This is a genomic window from Hanstruepera neustonica (assembly GCF_002895005.1).
Lineage (GTDB): Bacteria > Bacteroidota > Bacteroidia > Flavobacteriales > Flavobacteriaceae > Hanstruepera > Hanstruepera neustonica.
Genome location: NZ_POWF01000001.1, coordinates 1 through 23,410 on the forward strand (window position 1 = coordinate 1; position 23,410 = coordinate 23,410).

A 23,410-nucleotide genomic window follows, 5' to 3' on the forward strand; every position below is an offset into this window, starting at 1 on the left:
TAGGTAGATAAAGAGAGAGGATTATCATTGTTGACGGAATCTAAAGTTCCAACGTATAACATAACCTTAATTCTCTCTTTTGTTCTTTCTGATTATATAATAAATTTAGTGATTTGTAAACTTAAGAAGTATAGCAACTTAAAAATCGCTTAAGATCATTTATAATTTTCGGCAAGTTTTTCCAACTCATGATACCAGTCCTCGCCAAACTTTCGAATGAGGGCTTGCTTCACAAATTTATAAACAGGAACCTGCAACTCTTTACCTAGCGTACAAGCATCACTACATATATGCCACTTTTCATAATTTACCGCCGAAAACTCTGAATAGTCCTTAACGCGTATTGGATACAAATGGCAGGAAACAGGTTTCTTCCAATCAATCTCTCCTTGGTTATAAGCCTCCTCAATAGCACATAATGCGGTTTTATTTTCATCAAAAATCACATAAGCACAATCAGCACCATCAATAAGTGGTGTTTCAAAATCGCCATTTTCAGTCGTAATAAAAACACCTTGTTCTTCAATTGCTTGTATACTCTCCTTACGAAGCAGCGGTTTTACTTTTGGATATATTTCCTGCAACTTATCGGTCTCACTTTTTTCCAATGGCGCACCAGCATCCCCATCAATACAGCAAGCGCCTTTGCACGCCGAAAGATTGCAGACAAAGTCTTTTTCAATAATATCCTCTGAAACGATTGTTTTTCCTAGTTGAAACATGTTGCAAAAATAGCCAAACTTTGCATTTAAAAACTATTGAAAATCATATATATTAGACTACTTTTGCCGAAAATTTAAAACCCATTGATTATGGCACTAGATATTAAAGAGATATTTACGGCATTTATGATACTATTTGCCGTAATTGATATTATAGGGAATATCCCCATTGTCATAGATTTAAGAAAAAAGGCCGGTCATATACAAAGTGAAAAAGCATCCATTATTGCCGGTGTTATCCTAATTCTGTTTTTGTTTTTAGGTCAGACTATTTTGAAGCTTATTGGTATTGGTGTAAACAGCTTTGCCGTAGCTGGTGCCTTTATCCTTTTCTTTATTGCTTTGGAAATGATTTTGGGCATTACACTTTACAAAGAAGATGAAAGCACTGCTATGACGGCTACTGTTTTTCCGTTGGCATTTCCGCTGATTGCTGGACCGGGAAGTTTAACAACTTTGTTATCTTTACGTGCAGAGTTTCGCGTTGAAAATATTATTGTAGCTGTTATTTTGAATGTTATCATTATTTATATAGTGCTCAAAACATCAGCGAAAATAGAGCGATTGATTGGTCAGAATGGCATCAATATCATTCGAAAGATATTTGGAGTTATCTTGTTAGCCATTGCCGTAAAACTTTTTGCACATAACATAAAAGCCTTATTTGTTTAGTCATGAAAATTATTTCAATTATCATTTCCGTTTTAGCTATTGTTCTTATTATTTACAATGCCACCATGATTAATTTAAATGAGCCGTTCCAAGGAAATAGTTTGACAGCTATAATTACCATATTGACTGCCTTATGTGCAATTTTGTTGCTTCAAATCCTCTTGATTTCCAAAAAAATTGAGGCTAAATCAAAAGGTAAGAAATAATGTTTGATGTTTTAATTATTGGTGGCGGTGCATCTGGTCTATCCTGTGCTTTAGTTTTAGGTTCTGCCAAAGACAAAGCTTTTGCTCAAGATAAAAAAATAGGCATTGTAACCCATCAAAAAGCATCTCATTTACAAACCGCCTTGTTTAACAATGTATTGGGGTTGTCGCCAGGTACAACAGGTGCATCTATTTTAGAAAGCGGCAAAGACCAATTACATGACTTATATCCACAAGTGGTACAAATCAATGGTGAAAAAGTATTAGAAATTATGCCACAAGGACACCAGTTTCAAATAACTACCAACAAAAATCAATACCAATCCAAAATTGTTGTTGTGGCGGCTGGATATACTAATATGTTACGAATAAAAGGTTTGGAACCATACATAAAACCTCATCCAAGAGCTAAAGCTGACAAGAACAGAATATGGTTGGAAAACAAAGACCATCTTATTACTGACGGATTGTATGTTACCGGAACTTTAGCCGGTTGGCGCAGTCAATTTGCCATGGCTTGTGGAAGTGGTGCGCATGTAGCTACAGATATTTTGACTCTTTGGAACGATGGTGAACACACCAAAGTTCATGACAAAGTACTCAATTAGTTTCCTGATCTAATTTGATTACCTCTTCAATCATAATGTCGCTTTGATTTAAAACCTCATCAAAGGCGCCATTACCATATAATTGCGAAGCTAAAGTTGCTTTGATATATTGTTTGACCTCGTCGTTGTAGGCCACAAAAGTAATATTGGCTTTGGTTTTAAAATTGAGATAGTCCTGGAATGCCAAAACCAAATCGTCACTCACAACAAATGATGAGATGAAATTTTCTCTCGAATAATCGTTATAAGCATCTCGATCTTTTTCAAGTTCCTCAAAAACAAAATTGCTAATGAACCCTCTGCGTTTTAGAAATGTTAGGGTTTCATTTTGCATGCTCATATCTAAAGGCACAAAAACATCTGGAATAATTCCTCCGCCACCATAAACGACTTTCCCTTTGGGTGTTGTAAATTTCAAAGAATCGGCCACCTGAATTTTTTCAGGATCCAAGAATTCCCCTCTATTCAATCTCTCAAAGTAATCATCATAATAATCCTTATTGCCATTTTCATAAGACCGTTGAATAGATCTACCTGTGGGTGTATAATAACGAGACACTGTTAATCGCACCGCACTACCATCTCCCAATTCCATTTCACGCTGTACCAAACCTTTACCATATGAACGACGACCAACAATAGTTCCTTGATCATTATCTTGCAAAGCCCCAGCAACAATTTCACTTGCTGAAGCCGAGTTTTCATCAATTAAGACATATACTTTAGCATCTTCAAAATCACCTTTTTTAGTCGCATAGCTTTTTTCAATTTTACCACGTTTGTTTTTGGTGAACAGAATCAACTTATCATCTTCCAGAAACTCATCAACAATCTGTTCGGCAACACTTAAAAATCCACCAGGATTTCCCCTTAAATCAAGCGCTAAATCCCGAACGCCTTGCTTCTTTAACTTTTTGAGTTCTTGTGAAAACTCTTTATACGTAGATTCAGCAAATCTGTTTATTTTAATGTACCCTAATGTTTCTGTCAACATGTATGCAGCATCTACACTTCTTATGGGAATATGGTCTCTTTTTACGGTAAACTTCAATACTTTAGACTCGCCTTTTCTAATAACACCCAATTCTACTTTAGAATCTATAGGGCCCTTTAATTTATTGACAACATCAGTATTGCTTAAATCTTTCCCAAAAATGGAGTCGCCATCAGCCGTGATAATACGATCGCCACCTTTGATGCCAGCCTTATCACTGGGGCTTCCTTCAATGGCTCTTATGACCGTAATGGTATCCTTGTAGGTGTAAAAACTAATGCCAATACCCACAAAATCACCTTTCATATTTTCAGAAACACGCTGCATGTCTTCTTTAGGGATATAAACAGAATGCGGATCTAAATTTTCAAGAATGCCATTAACAGTGACATCAACAATGCTATCGGTATTGACTTCATCAACATATTCATAATCGATATAGTCAATAAGCCTATTAAGTTTATCCTTTTTACTGTTCGATGAAAATAATCTATCTGAAGTATCTGAAAAATTCAATTTTCCACCAATAAAAATACCAGCTGCAACACCGATACCTAATAACAGTGGTAAATATTTTCTTTGAATTTTCATTGTGAATCTAGATCTTCAATTAATTTTAAATCAATTCCTGCTTTTTTAAGAAACCGCAAACCAGAATCATCTTTATAAGCCTTGCTGTAAACTACTCGGATTATTCCGGCTTGATGAATCAGCTTACTACATTCCTTGCATGGAGACAACGTGATATATAACGTCGCACCAATACAGGATTGCGTTGACGCTGCTACTTTTAATATGGCATTGGCTTCAGCATGCAAGACATACCATTTGGTATAGCCTTCGTCATCCTCACAAAAATTTTCAAAGCCAGTTGGCGTACCATTATAACCATCGGAAATAATCATTCTATCCTTTACAATTATCGCACCAACCTGTTTACGCTTACAATAGGAAAGCTTTCCCCATTCTGTTGCCATTCTTAAATATGCTCTATCATATTTAAGTTGTTTCTTTTCTTTCATATGCATGAATCCTTATAACGAATATAATGGGTTCGTATTTTAATTACAACCAGAAGATTGAAGATTTATGAAAACTTTAGGTTATCCTAAAAAATCACTGCCCAGAATCATAGGAATGACCAGTCCAACGACTATGGCCGAAACCACCATAATCCAGTCTCTTTTGGAAAATCTGAAAACGGTTTGCATGACATAGCCCAGAAACAAAACAATAAAGACAATAATAACTTGCGCTATTTCGATTCCCAAAGCAAACTCCAATAAGGTCACCAATTTATTGTCTGCCCTGCCAACTAAAATTTGGAACTCTCGCGCAAAACCTAAACCGTGTACGAGTCCAAAAAATAAGGTTGAAAAAAATAAAACACCCACGCGTTCTTTTTGGGCACCTTTACCCGCTGTAAAGACATTGAACAATGCCACAATCATAATAGTTACTGGAATCAAGAATTCAACCAACTGCCCATTAACACTCACTACATTATAAGCCGCTAAAACTAAAGACAAGGTGTGTCCCAATGTAAATAATGATACTAAGAGTAATACGCGTTTCCAGTCTTTAAATATATAGGGAACGGTTAATACGATGAGAAATAACACATGGTCATAGGCATTGATATCAAGAACATGATTAATGCCATACTCCACATGGAACCAAAAATTTTCAAGCATTGTTTATGTAGTTTTTAGGGTGAGCTCAAATATACAACATTAAACCAATTGATTGAACAATTAACAATTAATGAATATATTAGTAACAATATTTCCTTTAACAACCAAAAATGAAAACTCTAAACTCGCTCCTACTTACAATAGCCCTCTTTTTTAGCCTAAATAGTTTTGGACAAGAGGAAGAATCGGAAGGTTTTAAACATCATTCCATTTCGGTACTGTTGAGTCATTCCGTAGTTTTTGAGGGTGTTGAAAACGGTAGTAAAAAAGCCATTTCTTTACCCTCTTGGGCTTTGAATTACAATTACAGCTTTAATGAAAAATGGGCCATTGGGCTGCATAATGACATCATTATTGAAAATTTTAATATTGAAAAAACCAAAGACAGCGAAGTTATTGAAAGAAGCACACCTATTGCTTCCCTTCTTGTTGGAACTTACAAAATAACCAAAGGCATGGGCATTGAATTGGGAGGAGGTATGGAGTTTGAAAAGAATGAAAACTTTGTTCTTGCCAGAATTGGTGCTGAATATGGCATTGAAATTCCCAAACTCAATTTGGAAGTCTTAATAGGATTTGATTACGACATCATTTTTGATGCCTACAATAGTATAAATCTGGGAGTCGGTATTGCCAAACGGTTTTAAAATAAAAAAGGGAACAATATCTATTGTTCCCTTTGTACTCAAGGTGGGAATCGAACCCACACTTCCGAAGAAACTGGATTTTGAATCCAGCGCGTCTACCAATTCCGCCACTTGAGCGATTGAGATTGCAAAATTATAAAATAAAATAGTATTAGCAATTAAAAATACTAGCTTTTATGCTTTTGCAGTTGAAATAAATTCCTAAATTTGCACCTCGTTTAGCAAAACCGATTTAAATAGCTATCAAACAATAGATTATCAATGACCGTTGTAGATACACAAGCCAAAATTTTCACTTGTACACAAAGCAAGGTATTAGCTCAAAATATAGCTGATGCTTTTGGTATTAGTATGGGTAATGTGATCACCTCAACTTATAGTGATGGTGAATTTCAACCATCCTACGAAGAATCTATTCGTGGCGCGCGTGTCTTTATTATTGGTTCAACGCATCCTGGCCCTGAAAATTTAATGGAAATGCTATTGATGATTGATGCAGCAAAACGTGCTTCAGCCAGACATATCACAGCGGTTATGCCTTATTTTGGTTGGGCAAGACAGGACAGAAAAGATAAACCTAGAGTGCCAATTGCAGCTAAATTGGTTGCTAAAATGTTAGAAACTGCTGGAGCAACTAGGATAATCACCATGGATTTACATGCTGATCAAATTCAAGGGTTCTTCGAAAAACCCGTTGATCACTTGTTTGCATCAACCATCTTTTTACCTTATTTAAAAAGCTTAAATCTCGATAATTTAACGGTAGCCTCACCTGATATGGGTGGTTCAAAAAGAGCCTATGCTTATTCGAAAGCCTTGGAAAGCGATGTCGTGATTTGTTATAAGCAACGAGCCAAAGCCAATGTGATTTCACACATGGAATTAATTGGTGACGTAACTGGTAAAAATGTAGTTTTGGTAGACGATATGGTCGATACAGCTGGTACACTGACTAAAGCTGCGGATTTAATGATGGAACGTGGCGCTTTGAGTGTTCGTGCCATTTGTACACATCCTATTCTATCAGGTAGTGCCTATGAGCGTTTGGAAAACTCAAAACTAGAGGAATTAATTGTAACCGATTCTATTCCTTTAAAACAAGAAAGCAGCAAAATACGCGTATTGAGCTGTGCAGAACTATTTGCTGAAGTCATGCAAAATGTGCATTACAACAAGTCAATTAGTTCTAAATTTATCATGTAATTTTAATAATTAATTTAAATAAAAATGAAGTCAATTACAATCAACGGATCTCAAAGAGAAAGCGTGGGCAAAAAATCAACGAAAGCCTTACGTAATGCTGGACAGGTACCTTGCGTGTTATACGGAGGTGACAAACCAGTGCATTTCTCTGCTGATGAAATCGCATTTTCAAAACTGGTATATACGCCTAACGCGCATACAGTTGTGATTACTATGGATAATGGTGAAAGCTACAACGCTATCATGCAAGACATCCAATTCCACCCAGTAACTGATAGAATTCTACACATCGATTTCTACCAATTACACGAAGGAAAACCAATTACTATGGAAGTTCCTGTACACTTTGTAGGAAATTCAAAAGGTGTTAAAGCTGGTGGTGTTTTACGTAAGAACTCTCGTAGATTACGTGTTAAAGCTTTACCCAAAAACTTACCAGATTTCATTGAAGTAGATATTACTCCAATGAAAATTGGTAATAAATTATATGTTACTGCTTTAGAAAACGACCTTTACAAAATTATGCATACTGATAACACAGTTGTTTGTCAAATCAAGCGTGCAAGAGCTGCTATGGCACTTGCTACATTGGAAGATGATGAAGAAGAAACTGAAGAAGGTGCAGAAGGAACTGAAGCAACTGCTGAAGGTGCAGATGCACCAGCGGCTGAAGCTTCTGAAGCTCAAGAATAGATTTCATTCACATGAAATGACTAAAAAGCATTCTGATTATTCAGAGTGCTTTTTTTATTTTTACAAAAATTACAACCATGTGTCATTTCATTTGGAAGCTATTTAGAAAAGACAAAAACATCTCTCATATTGAAGAATCAGATCCCATGAAAAAGTTTTTGATAGTTGGATTAGGAAATATTGGTGAAAAGTATGCCAATACGAGGCATAATATTGGCTTCAAGATTTTAGATTTTCTAGCTGAAAAAGAAGACTTAAAATTCGAAACCCAAAAATTGGGTGATATTAGCACCTACAAATTTAAAGGCCGTACGTTTATTTTACTCAAGCCAAGCACTTATATGAATTTGAGTGGCAAAGCTGTTTTATACTGGCTAACAAAGGAGAAAATTCCAATGGAAAATTTATTGGTCATTACGGATGATTTAAACCTCCCGTTTGGCAGTATCCGGCTTAAGACCAAAGGTAGTGATGGTGGCCACAATGGTTTAAAGGATATTCAGGATAAATTACAAACCACCCAATATAATAGATTTCGATTTGGAATAAGCGATACTTTTAGTAAAGGTAGTCAAGTAGATTATGTATTAGGTGAATGGAATGAAGAGGAAAACAAAAATTTACCTGAAAGACTTGAAAAATCTCTTGAACTCATTAAGTCGTTTGGAACAGCCGGTGTAAACAATACCATGAACACTTTTAACGGAAAATAAAAAAGGGCGTTTAAAAACGCCCTTTTTTAAATATTCATCATTGAATTATTCAATAATTATCTTTCTGATGGTTTGTTTATCGCCATCATTTACCTTTACTAGATATACGCCCGACTGCGCATTATTGAGGTTTATAACTTCATTGAAATCTCCCGAATTACCAAATTGCTTGGTATATACTGAACGACCTCTAATATCAAAAACGGAAATATTGATATCATTATTTGAAAATGAATTTAGTTTAATGGTAAACGATCCGTTATTCGGATTTGGATAAAGTACAAACTCTTCGAAACTATTTTCATCAACTGATAATGGTGGCGCTGTACAGATTTCCAATGTCCATTCGCTTAACTGACCACCATCTTGATTAAATGCATCAACAATATGCAATGTCCAATCGCCAGCAGCATCTTCCCCATTAAAAGCCGAAAGAGCTTCTGTTGGAACATAAGTATTCCCATTACCAATGGGTGGCCCAGCGACACAAGGTATTGCTCCTGGAGACGCATCATCGTTAAAACCAAAATTAAAGTTGTCTAAATCATTACAAATACCTCCAACAAGCTCCACTTCAGTTCCAGCTGGGCTAATCAATGTGAAAGTCAAATCACTCACCCAAGTGTGAAGCCCTGTGATATTAATGACATTAACATCAGTTATTTCTCCACCTTCTGAAACATTTATAATGGAAGTGTATTCTAAACCAGCTCCAACAGGCGAAATTGAAACAGGTGTATCATTCGTTAACGAAGAACAGCTTGGACAGTTTTCTCCAGAGACAACAGAGATATAATCTGTTAAAGTAATCGTATCCGTACCAAACTCATTGGTAACTTCCAGTGTCACATCATAAGTGCCGTCTACACTATAAGTAATTGTAGGGTTCTGGTCATTGGATGTTGCTGGTGAACCGCCTTCAAAAGTCCAAGTCCATGACGTTGCTGCTGGAGCTGTTTCATCCATAAACATCACTGTATTTTCCGAGTCTAAACAAATTATAGTTACATCAGAACCAAATGCTGCAATTGGTGGGCCAGGTAAAGCCGGCAAAGTATAACCGCATGCTGTCAATCCAGCATGGATAGCATTAATTTGAGGGGTTGTGTAATTTAAATTCAGTGCTGCTTGATATACTGCATTGGCAGCATCATTTTGATTCGTTCCGCCATTAGTCATGCCTAAACCTTCATAGAAAATTTTATCCATTTCTTGTTGACCAATCTCATCCCAAACGGTCATTAAACAGGTCGCCCAAATTTGACCATCTGTGTGAATTTGACCAACTAAGCCTCCTGGATAAGACGCACCATAATCAGTAGTACGCCCAGGCCAGCACGGATTATGGCCGTCCCAATTAAATACATAATTCCAAGCGGCATCAGTTGAAGTCCAGTAGCCATTGGCAATACTTACACCTCTATTATAAGATTGTGCAACATAATCACCACAGCCTTCGCTCAATCCGTCTACTTGAGATAAACCACCACTTGTTACCCAATCATGTAATCCATGTCCCAATTCATGATGAATAACATCTGAATCTTCGGCATCATCAACACATCCTTCTCCAAAAGAGAGTCGGCCTGCCCCTCCTGTATAATATGAATTATCAGCTCCGCCAGCTCCATGAGGATCATATTGAACGCCTCCAGAATATTGATAAGGCATAACATCACAACCCAGTGTGTTATTGATGTAATTCATTAAATAGTCAATGTGATAGTAAACATTTACAGGCTCAAAACCTTGGTCTTGTCTATTAAAATTGAAATTAGGTGAATTTTGAGTAAATAGTCCTGTTGATGGTGAATCAAAATCAATAATCTCGGCACGTGGTCCAACCAAAGAGTAAGTACTTCCAGAAAGTGTGATGTCATTTAATGTCACACTAAATCTAGCGGCATCTAATGATGCGTTAGTAGCATCGTTACCATCTACATACTGTCCGCCGTAGGCAACGGTATTAGATGTCAAGGGGTCTGGATTAAAGACCATTCCTGTCCCGTTAACACGTCTTCTAAAATCTCTACTTTGATTGTGTTCACAATTTTCATCACAGTTTTCATCACAATCATGAGAACCAGTGTCATGGTCACATAAATAATGATTCTCATCTACAACTTTAAAAATCTCACCCGATTGAGCATCCACATACACGTGCCACTCCCCTAAAGGATCAGTTGCCGAAATAACTATCTCATATGCCAATCTTGTAATTTTCGAGTTCTTGTAAACCACTACCCTACTATCACTAAAGCTTATTGAGCTCACCACATTTAGGTAATTATTAGCTATTTGAAATGCAGTATTTACCGAAATACTTGGATTCAAATTACTTAATTGAACATCTGGTTGATAGGTATTCATAACATAAACCACCTCGTTTTCTGGTGAAATGGTAATGGTTACCTCATTTTTGTTTACAGGATAGTTTCCTAGATACTGTCTATACCTCACAACCGAACCCGCATCAGTGATTCTAGTTGCATGATGCCGTAAGTTTCCAAGCTCACTATTGGGAATTCCAAGTTTTTTGGATTCATGCTGTAAATAATACATAGCCATGGATTCTGGTGAACCTTGAGGTACCTCATAATTCAAGCCATAAAGTGCTACCGGAAAACCTGAAGCTAAATTATAACGGCCAGAGTTTCTAATTTCTGTTTCAATTTTTTCATCTACTTCAAGACTTAATTCAACAGAGCGCTTTGGCATCGGTTTTTGTGCTAATAAGGCTTGTGTAAAAGAAAAAATCAATGTGAAACACAATAGATTTCTACATAATTTAATTGAAAAGGTAGTTGTTTGCATTCGTGAATAGTATTAAGTTATTTTGAAAAGTTGAAATTAGTAAAATTGACAATATTATTCATTCCTAAGACAGGTTTTTTGTTAAAAAATCCGATTTATAGCTTAATAACGGTCAAATGATTAAAAAATAAGCATATAGAGACCTCATATCCTAGACTTTTTTGTATTTTTAGAGCTAAAATTTTCCTGAAATTAATAACTTAATAATTATGAAAAAAATTACTTTAATCAAACTACTATTTATACTCTTCTGTATTCCTGGTTTTTTGGTTGCTCAACAAAAAAATTCTTATGAAAAGTGTTTAACCGACGCTTATAATGCTGAAATGCTGCAAAACTACCCAAACATGATGGGTAGCGAGTCATTCAGACAGCAGCTAAACACAAAGATTGAGGAGTTAAGTAACTCGCCACAAAGACGCGTCGTTATTGAAATACCATTAGTTGTCCACGTTTTACATAATGGTGAACCAATAGGAACTGGAGCCAATATTTCAGATGCTCAAGTACTTTCTCAAGTTACTGTAATGAATGAAGACTTTAGACGTATAATGGGCACACCAGGTTACAATACTCATGCCGATGGTGCCGACGTTGAAGTTGAGTTCGTAATGGCCCAACGTACGCCAGATGGTTGTCCTACAAACGGTATTAATCGTGTTAATATTTGTCAGGATGGTACCAATAGTGCAGCTATAGACTCTTGGAAAGCACAAACTATTTGGGACCGTGATTTATACATGAACATGTGGTCATCTAAATATGTCGGTGACATGGCTGGTATATTAGGATTTGCGCAATTCCCAGGTGGTAGTGCTGCCACAGATGGTGTTAGTGCCGGTCATACTTATTTTGGAAGTTCAGATTATGATGATGGGACATTTCAATTAAGTCCTCCTTACGATAAAGGCCGAACCATGACACACGAAGTTGGACACTATTTAGGATTATTCCATACATTTCAAGGTGGTTGTAATGGTGGCGATCAGGTTGCCGATACACCAGCTGTTGACAACCCAAACTTTGGTTGTCCAACAGGACATGAGTCTTGCGGCACTATTGATATGATTGAAAACTATATGGATTATACCGATGACACTTGTATGAACATTTTTACAAATGGTCAAAAAGCTAGAGTCCAAGCTGTATTGGCTGGAGTTAGATCTGGGTTAGCGAGTTCAAATGGCGCTACGCCGCTACCTGATGTAAATGATGATGGTGCTATTGCCGTAGCCTCTGTAAATCCAGCAACTTGTGGTCCTGAATTTACGCCTTCAGTGAGAATAACCAATTATGGGACTGCAACCATGACATCAGCAACAATTAGTTATGATGTAGATGGCGGATCATCAGAAAATTACAACTGGTCAGGAAGTTTGGCAGCAGATTCTTCAGTGGATGTCGAATTACCAACTATTATGTCTACTGCAGGTGATCATACATTTAATGTTAGCATTTCCAATCCTGGTAATGCGCGTTCATGCAATGATAATGCTAGCACTTGTATTACCTTGAATGATTCACCAATGATAGCGGCAACAACGCAAGTTCATTTGGAATTGACTACAGATAATTATTGTGAGGAAACTTCATGGGAGTTCAGCAATCAGGATGGTGTTGTGTTGTATTCTGGCGGTCCTTATGTTCAAAATGTCCAAGATAATACCACATTTAATTATGACTTTGATGTCATGGACGGAGAATGTTACTCTTTTCAAATTTTTGATGCTTATGGTGATGGTATATGCTGTGATTTTGGAAATGGATCTTACCAACTAACAACTGATGATGATACAGTGCTAATATCTGGAGGTGAATTTGGAGATGATGAAAGATTGAGTTTAACAGCTCAATCCTTAAGTGTTGATGAGTTTACTATCAATAATATTAGCCTTTATCCTAACCCAACTTATGGTGTTTTAAATATTTCTGTCAGCAACAATGAATTGCCTGATTCTTATCATATTTATAACATGTTAGGTCAAACGGTTGCGACCAAACAAATTTCATCAAATGCGGATTTAAGCATTAATTCATCGCAATTAAGCAATGGTATGTATTTTGTTAAAATCATGAAAAATGATGCTTCAGTAACATTGCCATTTATTAAGGAATAAATTGAAAAAATGATAATTAAAAAGAGGATTGGTTTATTAATCAATCCTCTTTTTTAATTTTGTAGAAACAAATTTTAGATTTTGAAAATTATCAAATCGCTTGAAAAAGGCGAATCAAAACATAAATCCGTTGTGACAATAGGTACTTTTGATGGTGTGCATATTGGTCATCAAAAAATTGTAAAGAGGCTCATAAACACGGCCAAAAGTCATGATTTAAAATCTGTTATTCTTACTTTTTTTCCACATCCTAGAATGGTCATTCAAAAAGATGCCAACATTAAATTGTTGAATACCTTGAAAGAACGGGAAACCATTTTGGAAAACCTAGGGTTGGATATACTCTTCATTAAAAATTTTACTGTTGAATTTTCAAGGTTAACAGCGGAAGATTTTGTCAAAAACATCCTAGTTGACCAACTTCAGGCACAAAAAATCATCATTGGTTACGATCATCATTTTGGCAGAAACCGATCTGCAAATATTGATGACTTAAGAACATTTGGCGAGCACTATAATTTTGATGTAGAAGAAATTTCGGCACAAGATATTAATGATGTTTCTGTGAGTTCAACTAAAATTAGACATGCATTGCAAGAAGGAGATATCAAAACCGCCAATCTCTATTTGGGATATAATTATATGCTTACAGGAACTGTGGTCAAAGGAAGAGGGCTTGGTAAAGAACTGGAATTCCCAACAGCTAATTTACATATTGATGAGGACTACAAGCTCATTCCAAAACAAGGTGTTTACGTTGTAAGTTGTCTCTTTGAAGAAAAGCGATTATATGGTATGATGAATATTGGCACAAATCCAACCATTGACAATACCAATGACCTATCTATAGAAGTTCATTTTTTTGATTTCAACAAATCAATTTATAACAACATTATTCAAATTGACATTTTACACAGGTTGCGAGATGAAAAAAAGTTCGATTCTTTAGAATCCTTAAAAAATCAACTAAAACTTGACCGAAAAACAGCACTAGTATTTTTAGAATCCTATGAACATTAACCATTTTCTTTTTAAGCAAGTTGACAACAGTCCTTTGATTGTTTTTAGGATGATATTTGGCCTCTTGTGTTTTTTAGAATCTGTTGGAGCCATTTTAACTGGGTGGGTCAAAAAGACACTTATTGATCCTGAATTCACATTTACTTTTATTGGTTTTGAATGGTTACAGCCATTACCAGGTTATGGCATGTACATCTATTATATTATCATGGGTGTTTTTGGACTATTCATAATGTTAGGTTATAAGTACCGTTTTAGCGCCATTATGTTTACCATCATGTGGTTGGCTACCTACCTCATGCAAAAATCATCCTATAACAACCATTACTACCTATTAATTCTTTTGAGTGCTATTATGGCTATTTTACCAGCTGATAAATATGCCTCAATTGATGCAAAAAACAACCCAGCTAAAAAGAAAATTTCAATGCCCAATTGGTGTAAGGTTGTTATCATCCTTCAAATGTTCATTGTATATACTTATGGCTCCATTGCAAAGCTATATCCTGATTGGTTAGATTTGACCGTCATGGAAATCCTGATGAAAGGCAAGCAACATTATTATATTATTGGAGATTTACTGCAAGAAAATTGGATACATTATTTTTTGGCTTATGGCGGCATTTTGTATGATGGTTTAGTCATTCCATTATTGCTCTATAAACCAACACGAAAACTAGCTTTTGTAGCATCTATTTTTTTCCATTTGTTTAATTCCATCGTTTTTCAAGTTGGTATTTTTCCATATCTGTCATTGGCGTTTACCCTGTTCTTTTTTGATTCCAAAACCATAAACAGACTATTCTTAAAAAGCAAGCCTTATTATTCTGAAAACAAATTGGAAATTCCTAAATACAACAGCACCTTAATTGCTGCTTTTTCAGTTTATTTTATTATTCAGATTCTCTTACCAATAAGACATCATGTTATTCAGGATAATGTTTTATGGACCGAAGAAGGCCACAGAATGTCTTGGCGTATGATGTTACGGTCTAAATATGGTTACGTCAACTATTATGTAGTCGACAAAAAAACAAACAACACTACAGTAATCAATTTGAATGATTATTTAACTAAAAAGCAACAGAGACCTGCTAGTACAAAACCAGATGTTATTTGGCAATTCTCTCAACGGTTGAAAAAAGAATATGCCGCAAAAGGTCAAGACGTTTCAGTGTTTGTTGATTGCAAAATTAGTGTCAATGGTCGTCCATTTTCGCCACTTATTGACAAAGAAGTGGACTTGGCGGCTGAAGATTGGTCGGCATTTAAACATAGTCAATGGATTTTACCTTCAAAACTCGATTAAATATATAGGCAATTCCTTAAATTTGCTTCTTAATTCTTCGCAGCTATTTAAAGCGAAGAGGAACTTAAAATTTAGTGCATGTTACAAGTACCTTTTATTAGAGAGAACAAAGAATTCGTCATTGAACGCCTAGCGGTTAGGAACATGGATGCTTCGCAAATGGTAGCAGAAGTAATTGAATTGGATGAATCAAGAAGACAAATCCAAACGGAACTAGATAATACTTTGGCCGAAGCTAATGCGATTTCAAAAGAAATTGGCATGCTCTTTAAGAAAGGTGAAGTCGATAAAGCTAATGCTTTAAAAGCCAAAACCACCGATTTAAAGGAGTCTTCTAAAGACTTGTCTGAACAATTAGCAGCAAAAACGGATGCTCTAAATGAGTTATTATACAAAATACCAAATATCCCTCATGAGTCTGTTCCCAATGGAAATTCAGATGCCGATAATGAGGAGGTTTTTAGGGAAGGTGCTGTTCCAAAACTTCATGATGACGCTTTACCCCATTGGGAATTGGCTAAAAAATATGACATCATTGATTTTGAATTAGGTAACAAAATCACTGGTGCTGGCTTTCCTGTTTACAAAGGAAAAGGAGCCCGATTGCAACGTGCATTAATACAATACTTTTTAGATAAAAATACAGATGCTGGATACACCGAATATCAATTACCTCATTTAGTCAATGAGGCTTCAGGTTTTGGCACTGGTCAATTACCTGACAAAGAAGGGCAAATGTACCATGTCACGGAAGATAATTTATATTTAATTCCAACAGCCGAGGTACCAGGAACTAACATTTTTAGAGATGTTATTCTCAATGAAAATGAGTTGCCAATTGGTATTACAGGATATACACCTTGTTTTAGACGTGAAGCCGGGAGCTATGGAGCCCATGTTCGAGGTCTTAATAGATTACATCAATTTGATAAGGTTGAGATTATACGAATTGAACATCCTGATAATTCCTATAAGGCGTTGGACGGAATGATTGAACACGTTAAAAGCATTCTGAATGAACTTAATTTACCATACCGTATTTTAAGGCTTTGTGGTGGCGATGTAACATTCGCTTCTGCTCTCACTTATGACTTTGAAGTGTTTTCAACCGCTCAAGATCGTTGGTTAGAGATCTCTTCAGTTTCAAATTTTGAAACCTTTCAGGCCAATAGATTGAAATTACGTTTTAAAAATTCAAATGGCAAAAAAGAATTAGCGCACACCCTTAATGGCAGTTCTTTGGCTTTACCACGAGTACTCGCGGGTATTTTAGAAAACTATCAAACAGAAAAAGGCATTCTAATTCCTGAAGTTTTAATTCCTTATACAGGATTTTCTATAATTGATTAATTGTAGTCTTTTTCTTTCTTTTTTGTCTTGTTTTAAGCGTTAAAATCGTTGAAATGCAAAAAAACTGTGTTGTTTGACGATTTTTTCCTCATTTTCTTTGTTTATTAAAAAATAATTTAGATGTTAGTAGTCCCAAAACTAAAAACCTACTTAATTATGAAAAATCTTAAACGAATTTTTCTTCTAATGGCGCTAGCCTTTATAGCGAGTAAAGTTTTATTTTCAGATTTCGATTTTTCTGAAAAGACGACCATAAATCCTATAGCTTCAATAGCTTCCAAATAAAAACAATAACATAAAGATTGCCCCAATCAAGTAATTGAATCATGTTATAAATTAACAATGATTAATAGCACATTTTATCTGGTTGGTAAATGCCTGAAGAACCTTCAGGCATTTTTTTTTATAAAAACATTCACAATATCTCGTAGCCAGTTTTGTTATATTTACAAAAAGTAAGTGCATGAAAGCCCTATTCCTATTTCTTTTTTTAATATCAACCAGTCTCTTTTCTCAAGAAGATTTACTGGCAAAAGAATATTTCAAAAACGGGGAGTTTGAAAAAGCGTTAGCTTCATACCAAGCCTTATACAAAAAGACTCCCAACAACAACAATTACTTTGTTGCTTTGATTAAATCGCATCAACAATTGGAACAATTGGACGAGGCTGAAGCTTTATTAAAAAACCAGATTTCTAGAATTACATACCCTGCTTTATATGTTGAACTTGGCTATAACTACCAATTAAAAAACGATATTGAGCAAGCCAATATTAATTATAACAAGGCTATTTCTTTTGTTGATGATAATCCAAATTATGCTTTCTCCATTGGTAAATATTTTGAAGACCGATCGCTTTTAGAACGTGCAGTTGCCACCTATGAAAAAGCTATGTCGCTCAAAGCCGACCTAAACTTCAATTCGCAATTGGCCAAAATTTATGGTGAACAGGGTAATGTGGAGAAAATGTTTGAAAGCTACCTGAATTTCATTGAGTTTAATGATACATACATCAATTCGATCAAGCGCGCTTTTAATGAATTTATATCTGAAGACAGCGAGAATGAAAGCAACCAAATCCTCAAGAAAATATTGCTTAAAAAAATCCAGCATAATCCAGATTTAATGTGGAATGAGCTATTAAGTTGGTTATTTATTCAACAAAAAGATTACAAGAAAGCATTCGCCCAAGAAAAAGCAATTTTCAATAGAAAGCCTGAAAGTCTTAACAGAGTTGAAGAATTAGCCTTTATAGCTGTAAATGACGAGGAATATGATATAGCCCAAGAAATCTTTGTTTATATCACAGAAACTGCTCAAGACCCTGAAACGCAAATTGCCGCACATGATAATTTGCTTCAAATTGAAGCTAAAACAAGTAACGATTTGAATAGCCTTGAAAAAAAATACCTCTCACTATTTGACACTTTTGGCAGGTCATTGGGCACATTAAATTTACAAATTTCATATGCTCATTTTTTAGCATTTTATGTGCACGAACCTCAAAAAGCTAGTACATTCTTAAAATCATCTTTAGGTTTACCTCTAACTGCGCTGGAAGAAGGAAAGGTAAAGTTGGAATTAGCCGATATACTTGTGTTTGAAGAAAAGTTCAACGAAGCACTGATTTACTACTCGCAAATTCAACGTAATTTAAAAAACAGTACCTTATCACAAGAGGCTAGATATAAAGTAGCCAGAACCAGTTATTTTAAAGGTGATTTTAAATGGGCCGAATCGCAATTAAAAATTTTAAAGTCATCAACATCTCAACTAATTGCCAACGATGCGTTGGACCTCATGCTACTCATAACCGATAATAAATTTGAAGATTCAACCCAAACCGCATTAAAACTTTATGCTAAAGCCGATTTGTTAGCCTTTCAAAACAAAACAGATGACGCCATTCAGGTTTTAGATCAAGTATTAATTGAGCACAAAGGCACTACCATAGAAGATCAGGCTTTGTATAAACAAGGTAAATTGCTGGAATCAAAAAATGAATTCACTAAAGCTGAAACCAATTATCTAAACATCATCACAAACTATAAAGACGATTTATTGGCTGATGATGCTTACTTTGCTTTAGCTGAACTCTATGAAAAGCGATTGCAACAACCTGAAAAAGCCAAAGAATATTACGAGCAAATAATCTTCAACTATGAGGACAGTATTTATTATGTAGAGGCTCGTAAAAAGTATAGAATGTTACGTGGTGATGCCATCAATTAAATGATCATGATTATTGCCAAAACAAAACGGCTCATTATTTCAGAATTTAAAGTTGAGGATGCACCTTTTTTTCATCAACTTCTCAATACACCCAAATGGATTGCCTATATAGGAGATAGACATGTTAACACGATTGAAGATGCCAAAAAATATCTACTTGACAAAATAATTCCAGCTTATAACAAACAGGGCTTTGGCTTTTACAAACTTGCCCTTAAAGACAATGGTCTTGCAATTGGTACTGCTGGTTTAGTTACAAGACCGCGTTTGGATTTTCCAGACATAGGTTTTGCTTTACTCCCTGAATTTGAATCAAAAGGATTTGGTTATGAGTCATCAGTTGCTATTTTAGAGTTAGCCAAATCAAAATTTAATTTAAAAAAAGTTTTAGGTATTACTTTAGAGCATAATAAAAACTCGATCAAACTCTTGGAAAAACTTGGCCTTGAATTTGAAAAAAGGATAAAACCTTTTGAAGATGATGAGGAACTCCTGTTATTTGCAAAAGATTTAAGCTAATTTGTCATTCCTGCGAAGGCAGGAATCTATTATTTACAATATTATGATAATATATAACGTAACGGTAAACATTGACGAAAGTGTTCATGACGAATGGCTACATTGGATGAAGTCAGAACATATCCCTCAAGTATTGGCTACTGGAAAATTTAAGGAAGCCAAATTGACCCGTGTTTTGGTTGAAGAAGAAAAAGGTGGAGTTACCTACTCTACTCAATATAGAGCTTTCTCAAGAGAGTCTTTAGATGATTATTACAAATATGATGCTGAAACTTTGCGTAATGATGGATTGAAGCGATTTGCAGATAAAATGTTGGCTTTCAGAACTGAATTGGAAATCATTGATGAATTTACGGTAAACTTTGAATAATGTCAGTAAAAGCAAAAAAACATCTCGGACAGCATTTTTTAAAAGATGAAAATATTGCTCAAAAGATTGCCAATACATTATCTTTTAAAGGCTATAACCATGTATTGGAAATAGGTCCCGGAATGGGTGTTTTAACCAAATATTTGCTTGAAAAGGACGTTACAACACATGTTATAGAAATAGATACCGAATCTGTTGAATACCTTAAAGCAAACTATTTGAACCTTGCTAGTCGAATTATTGAACAAGACTTCTTAAAATATGATTTAACACAAGTTTTTAATGACGAACCCTTTGCCATAACTGGTAATTTCCCTTATAATATTTCATCACAAATTGTTTTTAAATTATTGGAAATGCGTGGTCAAATTCCAGAGTTTTCAGGTATGTTCCAAAAAGAAGTTGCCCAAAGAATTTGCTCCAAAGAGGGTAGCAAAGTATATGGTATCCTCTCGGTTTTAACACAAGCTTTTTATGATGCCACTTATCTGTTTACTGTTCCTCCATCTGTTTTCAATCCACCTCCAAAAGTTGATTCTGGCGTATTACTGTTAAAACGAAAAGAAAACTTCACACTCCCGTGTGATGAAACCCTATTTTTCAAAGTTGTAAAAACCAGCTTTCAACAACGTCGCAAAACGCTTCGTAACAGTTTAAAAACATTCAATTTGTCAGATAATTTAAAAGCAAATGTTATATTTGACAAAAGGCCAGAACAATTAAGCGTTTTAGAGTTTATTGAGCTGACTTCGCTTATTGAAAACGATTAAATTCCTTGGTAGAAGAAAACGAAAACATACAATTTCAATTGACCGACGAACTCATTGAAAAGGTTGAAATCCTAATCGAAGAACAAGACGATAAGGAACTAAAATCCCTTTTTAAGGAGTATCACTATGCCGATATAGCTGAAATTCTTGATGAACTTAATCAGGATGAAGCAGTCTATGTTATTAAGCTTTTAGATTCCGAAACCACTTCGGATGTTTTAATGGAGTTGGATGAGGATATTAGGGAAAAGGTCTTAAGAAATCTATCAGCCAAAGAAATTGCTGAAGAAATTGAGGAGCTCGACACCGATGATGCTGCCGATATGATTTCCGAACTTCCTGAAGAACGTCAAGAGGAAGTCATCTCAAATATTGAAGATGCCGAACACAAGGCAGAGATTAAAGAGCTGTTGGCCTATGATGAAGATACAGCTGGTGGTCTTATGGCCAAAGAGCTGGTAAAAGTTTATGAAACTTGGACCGTTGCTGGTTGTATGCGCAGAATACGAGGTCAGGCTAAAGACGTCACACGAGTTCATTCTATTTATGTGGTTGACAAAGAAGACAAACTCATAGGCAGGCTTTCACTAAAAGATTTGATTACAGCTAAAAGCGATCAAAAAATTGCAGAAATATCAAACTCCAACGTTGATTGGGTCCATGTAAAAGATGACGTTGAAGATGTAGCAAAAATTATGCAGAAATATGATTTGGAAGCTATTCCTGTGGTTGATGAAAACCAAACGCTTTTGGGTCGTATTACCATTGATGACATTGTCGATGTTATTAGAGAAGAGGCAGATAAAGACTACCAGTTAGCGGCTGGTATTTCACAAGATGTTGAAGCCGATGATAGTATTCTTGAATTAACCAAAGCACGATTGCCTTGGCTTGTTTTAGGTCTTTTTGGTGGATTGGGCAGTGTATTCATTATGAAAGGATTTGAACATATTATGTCTACTGTCCCGTCTCTATTTTTCTACACACCTTTAATTGCGGCCATGGCAGGAAATGTTGGTGTACAGTCCAGTGCCATTATTGTTCAAGGTTTGGCTAATGATAGCGTCAAAGGGAGTTTGCTAAACCGTCTGTTAAAGGAAATTGGTTTGAGTCTCATCAATGGGCTGGCCTTAGCCCTATTGGTAATACTATTTGGGTTTATTATTGGTCAAGACACTGTAGAAAGCGTTGCTATTGCTGTTTCTATGATGTCAGTTATTGTTGTAGCAGCCTTAATAGGAACGTTCGTGCCCATTATTCTGGATAAGCGTGGTATTGATCCAGCCATAGCAACTGGCCCTTTTATTACGACTAGTAATGACATTTTAGGTATTTACCTGTTCTTTGTTTTAGCAGGTCTGATAATTGGATTCTAACCATGAAAATTCTTCATTTAGATACAAATCATCCCTTATTATTAAATCAGTTACATGAATTAGGGTTTGAAAATACTGAAGACTATACATCTACCAAACATGAAATTGAATCAAAAATACACAACTACGATGGCATTATCATTCGCAGTCGATTTACCATTGATAAACAATTTTTGGATGCTGCCAAAAAGCTCAAGTTTATTGGTCGCGTTGGCGCTGGTTTAGAAAACATAGATTGCGTGTATGCAGAAAAAAAAGGTATTTATTTAATTTCTGCTCCAGAAGGCAACCGCAATGCCGTTGGAGAACATGCACTCGGTATGCTATTGTCATTGTTCAACAAACTCAACAAAGCCGATCAAGAAGTACGGCAAGGCAAATGGCTTCGTGAGGAAAATCGTGGTGTGGAGTTGGATGGAAAAACTGTTGGAATCATTGGATATGGTAATATGGGAAAAGCCTTTGCCAAAAAACTCCGTGGTTTCGATACCACAGTTTTATGTTACGATATTCAAGATAATGTGGGTGATGAAAACGCCCAACAAGTAACACTAGCCGAACTACAAAAACAATCCGACGTGGTTAGCTTACATACACCTCAAACCGCTTTAACCACTAATATGGTTAATACGGAATTTATTAATGGGTTTTCAAAACCGTTTTGGTTTATCAATACCGCACGAGGAAAAAGCGTTGTAACCTCTGATTTAGTTTCGGCCTTAAAATCCAGGAAAATTCTTGGTGCTGGATTAGATGTTTTGGAATACGAAAAGTCTTCTTTTGAAAGTGTCATGTCAAGCGCAGTCGAGACATCTCAACCTCTTAAATATTTAATTCAGGCAGAAAATGTCATATTAACTCCGCATGTGGCAGGATGGACAGTTGAAAGTCATAAAAAACTAGCTCAAACCATCGTTGATAAGATTAAAGCTAAATTTTGCTAACTTTCTAACATGAAAAAAACAATTGTTGTTTTTGGTTTATTCATTTTAGCATTACTCTCCCTCTTTCAATTGAGTAAATATTCTGTAGTTTCTGGTGACATGAAAATTGAAAATGCCATTGCCATTGTAGCTATTATCTTCTTTTTTATTGGAGTTTATATTCACAAAAAAAGTTTCTCTAAAATTGAAAAAGAACCAGAAGACATTGATATTACCAAAATCAAAGATCTAGATATCACTAAAAGAGAATATGAAGTTTTAAAATTTATTTCAGAAGGCTTATCGAATAAAGAGATTGGTGATAAATTATTTGTTTCCGAAAGCACTGTAAAAACGCATGTTTCCAATATTTTGGTAAAATTGAATGCCAAACGAAGAACACAGGCCGTTAAAATTGCCAAGCAATATCAAATTATTTAAATTCCTTATTTTAGAC

24 protein-coding genes and 1 tRNA gene are annotated in these 23,410 nt (G+C 35.5%); 19 read left to right on the forward strand and 6 right to left on the reverse strand.

Annotation, left to right across the window (positions count from 1 at the left end; translation table 11 throughout):
- Positions 1-155: 155 nt before the first annotated feature.
- Positions 156-722, reverse strand: coding sequence for a DUF3109 family protein (locus tag C1T31_RS00005; RefSeq protein WP_103050422.1), 567 nt, complete (start codon positions 720-722; stop codon positions 156-158).
- Between the two features lie 90 nt (positions 723-812).
- Here C1T31_RS00005 and C1T31_RS00010 point away from each other — a divergent pair, with 90 nt between their 5' ends.
- The 3 genes from C1T31_RS00010 to C1T31_RS00020 are packed head-to-tail and all read left to right on the forward strand — an operon-like array spanning position 813 to position 2,208.
- Entirely contained in the window at positions 813-1,394 is a 582-nt protein-coding gene (locus tag C1T31_RS00010; RefSeq protein ID WP_103050423.1) for a MarC family protein, read from the forward strand.
- Positions 1,395-1,396: 2 nt separating this feature from the next.
- Positions 1,397-1,600 carry a hypothetical protein gene (locus C1T31_RS00015; protein ID WP_103050424.1) on the forward strand — a complete coding sequence of 68 codons (204 nt, stop codon included), beginning with the start codon at positions 1,397-1,399 and terminating at the stop codon, positions 1,598-1,600.
- Complete coding sequence (locus tag C1T31_RS00020; RefSeq protein ID WP_103050425.1) at positions 1,600-2,208, forward strand: FAD-dependent oxidoreductase; 609 nt, start codon at positions 1,600-1,602, stop codon at positions 2,206-2,208. Before C1T31_RS00015 ends, C1T31_RS00020 begins: the two co-directional genes overlap by 1 nt.
- On the opposite strand, the gene C1T31_RS00025 is transcribed toward C1T31_RS00020, so the two are convergent.
- From C1T31_RS00025 to C1T31_RS00035, 3 genes are all read right to left on the reverse strand, one after another.
- Positions 2,201-3,793 (reverse strand): S41 family peptidase, encoded by a 1,593-nt coding sequence (locus tag C1T31_RS00025; RefSeq protein ID WP_103050426.1) that lies wholly within the window; start codon positions 3,791-3,793, stop codon positions 2,201-2,203. The two genes, C1T31_RS00020 and C1T31_RS00025, sit on opposite strands and share 8 nt — an antisense overlap.
- Entirely contained in the window at positions 3,790-4,224 is a 435-nt protein-coding gene (locus C1T31_RS00030; RefSeq protein WP_103050427.1) for a deoxycytidylate deaminase, read from the reverse strand. Before C1T31_RS00030 ends, C1T31_RS00025 begins: the two co-directional genes overlap by 4 nt.
- An 81-nt stretch (positions 4,225-4,305) precedes the next feature.
- A complete protein-coding gene (locus C1T31_RS00035) occupies positions 4,306-4,896 on the reverse strand; it encodes a HupE/UreJ family protein (protein WP_103050428.1) in 591 nt (196 codons plus the stop codon).
- 110 nt (positions 4,897-5,006) lie between these two features.
- On the opposite strand from C1T31_RS00035, the gene C1T31_RS00040 reads away from it, so the two are divergent.
- On the forward strand, positions 5,007-5,543 hold the full coding sequence (locus tag C1T31_RS00040; RefSeq protein WP_103050429.1) for a hypothetical protein: 537 nt from the start codon (positions 5,007-5,009) through the stop codon (positions 5,541-5,543).
- Positions 5,544-5,578: 35 nt separating this feature from the next.
- On the opposite strand, the gene C1T31_RS00045 is transcribed toward C1T31_RS00040, so the two are convergent.
- Positions 5,579-5,660, reverse strand: a tRNA-Leu gene (locus tag C1T31_RS00045).
- A gap of 144 nt (positions 5,661-5,804) precedes the next feature.
- Between C1T31_RS00045 and C1T31_RS00050 the strand changes: the two genes are divergently transcribed.
- From C1T31_RS00050 to pth, 3 genes are all read left to right on the forward strand, one after another.
- Positions 5,805-6,746 (forward strand): ribose-phosphate pyrophosphokinase, encoded by a 942-nt coding sequence (locus C1T31_RS00050; protein WP_103050430.1) that lies wholly within the window; start codon positions 5,805-5,807, stop codon positions 6,744-6,746.
- A 24-nt stretch (positions 6,747-6,770) separates the two neighbouring features.
- Positions 6,771-7,439 carry a 50S ribosomal protein L25/general stress protein Ctc gene (locus C1T31_RS00055; RefSeq protein ID WP_103050431.1) on the forward strand — a complete coding sequence of 223 codons (669 nt, stop codon included), beginning with the start codon at positions 6,771-6,773 and terminating at the stop codon, positions 7,437-7,439.
- Between the two features lie 146 nt (positions 7,440-7,585).
- A complete protein-coding gene (gene pth, locus C1T31_RS00060) occupies positions 7,586-8,152 on the forward strand; it encodes an aminoacyl-tRNA hydrolase (RefSeq protein WP_394338502.1) in 567 nt (188 codons plus the stop codon).
- A 45-nt stretch (positions 8,153-8,197) separates the two neighbouring features.
- On the opposite strand, the gene C1T31_RS00065 is transcribed toward pth, so the two are convergent.
- Positions 8,198-10,870, reverse strand: a complete 2,673-nt coding sequence (locus C1T31_RS00065; protein WP_165780050.1) for a T9SS type A sorting domain-containing protein — start codon at positions 10,868-10,870, stop codon at positions 8,198-8,200.
- A gap of 305 nt (positions 10,871-11,175) precedes the next feature.
- Between C1T31_RS00065 and C1T31_RS00070 the strand changes: the two genes are divergently transcribed.
- The 12 genes from C1T31_RS00070 (at position 11,176) to C1T31_RS14215 (ending at position 23,394) form a co-directional block, all read left to right on the forward strand.
- A complete protein-coding gene (locus C1T31_RS00070) occupies positions 11,176-13,083 on the forward strand; it encodes a M43 family zinc metalloprotease (RefSeq protein WP_103050434.1) in 1,908 nt (635 codons plus the stop codon).
- Between the two features lie 81 nt (positions 13,084-13,164).
- The gene (locus C1T31_RS00075) at positions 13,165-14,103 is read left to right on the forward strand and encodes a bifunctional riboflavin kinase/FAD synthetase (RefSeq protein ID WP_103050435.1); all 939 of its coding nucleotides are present in this window, start codon (positions 13,165-13,167) and stop codon (positions 14,101-14,103) included.
- Positions 14,093-15,412, forward strand: a complete 1,320-nt coding sequence (locus C1T31_RS00080) for an HTTM domain-containing protein (RefSeq protein WP_103050436.1) — start codon at positions 14,093-14,095, stop codon at positions 15,410-15,412. The genes C1T31_RS00075 and C1T31_RS00080 overlap by 11 nt, the downstream gene beginning before the upstream one ends.
- A gap of 78 nt (positions 15,413-15,490) precedes the next feature.
- Positions 15,491-16,762, forward strand: coding sequence for a serine--tRNA ligase (gene serS, locus C1T31_RS00085; RefSeq protein WP_103050437.1), 1,272 nt, complete (start codon positions 15,491-15,493; stop codon positions 16,760-16,762).
- A 156-nt stretch (positions 16,763-16,918) separates the two neighbouring features.
- Positions 16,919-17,047, forward strand: coding sequence for a hypothetical protein (locus tag C1T31_RS14195; protein ID WP_262496204.1), 129 nt, complete (start codon positions 16,919-16,921; stop codon positions 17,045-17,047).
- A 178-nt stretch (positions 17,048-17,225) separates the two neighbouring features.
- Entirely contained in the window at positions 17,226-18,995 is a 1,770-nt protein-coding gene (locus C1T31_RS00090; protein WP_103050438.1) for a tetratricopeptide repeat protein, read from the forward strand.
- 6 nt (positions 18,996-19,001) lie between these two features.
- Entirely contained in the window at positions 19,002-19,514 is a 513-nt protein-coding gene (locus C1T31_RS00095) for a GNAT family N-acetyltransferase (protein ID WP_103051261.1), read from the forward strand.
- Between the two features lie 43 nt (positions 19,515-19,557).
- On the forward strand, positions 19,558-19,884 hold the full coding sequence (locus C1T31_RS00100; RefSeq protein WP_103050439.1) for a DUF4286 family protein: 327 nt from the start codon (positions 19,558-19,560) through the stop codon (positions 19,882-19,884).
- Complete coding sequence (gene rsmA, locus C1T31_RS00105; RefSeq protein ID WP_103050440.1) at positions 19,884-20,654, forward strand: 16S rRNA (adenine(1518)-N(6)/adenine(1519)-N(6))-dimethyltransferase RsmA; 771 nt, start codon at positions 19,884-19,886, stop codon at positions 20,652-20,654. The genes C1T31_RS00100 and rsmA overlap by 1 nt, the downstream gene beginning before the upstream one ends.
- Positions 20,655-20,680: 26 nt before the next feature.
- Entirely contained in the window at positions 20,681-22,030 is a 1,350-nt protein-coding gene (gene mgtE / locus C1T31_RS00110) for a magnesium transporter (protein ID WP_103051262.1), read from the forward strand.
- A 2-nt stretch (positions 22,031-22,032) separates the two neighbouring features.
- Positions 22,033-22,974 carry a 2-hydroxyacid dehydrogenase gene (locus tag C1T31_RS00115; protein ID WP_103050441.1) on the forward strand — a complete coding sequence of 314 codons (942 nt, stop codon included), beginning with the start codon at positions 22,033-22,035 and terminating at the stop codon, positions 22,972-22,974.
- 9 nt (positions 22,975-22,983) lie between these two features.
- Positions 22,984-23,394: a response regulator transcription factor gene (locus C1T31_RS14215; protein WP_103050442.1), complete on the forward strand. Its 411-nt coding sequence runs from the start codon at positions 22,984-22,986 to the stop codon at positions 23,392-23,394.
- Positions 23,395-23,410 lie beyond the last annotated feature (16 nt).

Excerpts from the sequence above, each read along its gene's own strand:
- C1T31_RS00005 (WP_103050422.1), bottom strand. The coding sequence starts at position 722 with ATGTTTCAACTAGGAAAAACAATCGTTTCAGAGGATATTATTGAAAAA.
- C1T31_RS00010 (WP_103050423.1), top strand. The coding sequence starts at position 813 with ATGGCACTAGATATTAAAGAGATATTTACGGCATTTATGATACTATTT.
- C1T31_RS00015 (WP_103050424.1), top strand. The coding sequence starts at position 1,397 with ATGAAAATTATTTCAATTATCATTTCCGTTTTAGCTATTGTTCTTATT.
- C1T31_RS00020 (WP_103050425.1), top strand. The coding sequence starts at position 1,600 with ATGTTTGATGTTTTAATTATTGGTGGCGGTGCATCTGGTCTATCCTGT.
- C1T31_RS00025 (WP_103050426.1), bottom strand. The coding sequence starts at position 3,793 with ATGAAAATTCAAAGAAAATATTTACCACTGTTATTAGGTATCGGTGTT.
- C1T31_RS00030 (WP_103050427.1), bottom strand. The coding sequence starts at position 4,224 with ATGAAAGAAAAGAAACAACTTAAATATGATAGAGCATATTTAAGAATG.
- C1T31_RS00035 (WP_103050428.1), bottom strand. The coding sequence starts at position 4,896 with ATGCTTGAAAATTTTTGGTTCCATGTGGAGTATGGCATTAATCATGTT.
- C1T31_RS00040 (WP_103050429.1), top strand. The coding sequence starts at position 5,007 with ATGAAAACTCTAAACTCGCTCCTACTTACAATAGCCCTCTTTTTTAGC.
- C1T31_RS00050 (WP_103050430.1), top strand. The coding sequence starts at position 5,805 with ATGACCGTTGTAGATACACAAGCCAAAATTTTCACTTGTACACAAAGC.
- C1T31_RS00055 (WP_103050431.1), top strand. The coding sequence starts at position 6,771 with ATGAAGTCAATTACAATCAACGGATCTCAAAGAGAAAGCGTGGGCAAA.
- pth (WP_394338502.1), top strand. The coding sequence starts at position 7,586 with ATGAAAAAGTTTTTGATAGTTGGATTAGGAAATATTGGTGAAAAGTAT.
- C1T31_RS00065 (WP_165780050.1), bottom strand. The coding sequence starts at position 10,870 with ATGCCAAAGCGCTCTGTTGAATTAAGTCTTGAAGTAGATGAAAAAATT.
- C1T31_RS00070 (WP_103050434.1), top strand. The coding sequence starts at position 11,176 with ATGAAAAAAATTACTTTAATCAAACTACTATTTATACTCTTCTGTATT.
- C1T31_RS00080 (WP_103050436.1), top strand. The coding sequence starts at position 14,093 with ATGAACATTAACCATTTTCTTTTTAAGCAAGTTGACAACAGTCCTTTG.
- serS (WP_103050437.1), top strand. The coding sequence starts at position 15,491 with ATGTTACAAGTACCTTTTATTAGAGAGAACAAAGAATTCGTCATTGAA.
- C1T31_RS14195 (WP_262496204.1), top strand. The coding sequence starts at position 16,919 with ATGAAAAATCTTAAACGAATTTTTCTTCTAATGGCGCTAGCCTTTATA.
- C1T31_RS00090 (WP_103050438.1), top strand. The coding sequence starts at position 17,226 with ATGAAAGCCCTATTCCTATTTCTTTTTTTAATATCAACCAGTCTCTTT.
- C1T31_RS00095 (WP_103051261.1), top strand. The coding sequence starts at position 19,002 with ATGATTATTGCCAAAACAAAACGGCTCATTATTTCAGAATTTAAAGTT.
- C1T31_RS00100 (WP_103050439.1), top strand. The coding sequence starts at position 19,558 with ATGATAATATATAACGTAACGGTAAACATTGACGAAAGTGTTCATGAC.
- rsmA (WP_103050440.1), top strand. The coding sequence starts at position 19,884 with ATGTCAGTAAAAGCAAAAAAACATCTCGGACAGCATTTTTTAAAAGAT.
- C1T31_RS00115 (WP_103050441.1), top strand. The coding sequence starts at position 22,033 with ATGAAAATTCTTCATTTAGATACAAATCATCCCTTATTATTAAATCAG.
- C1T31_RS14215 (WP_103050442.1), top strand. The coding sequence starts at position 22,984 with ATGAAAAAAACAATTGTTGTTTTTGGTTTATTCATTTTAGCATTACTC.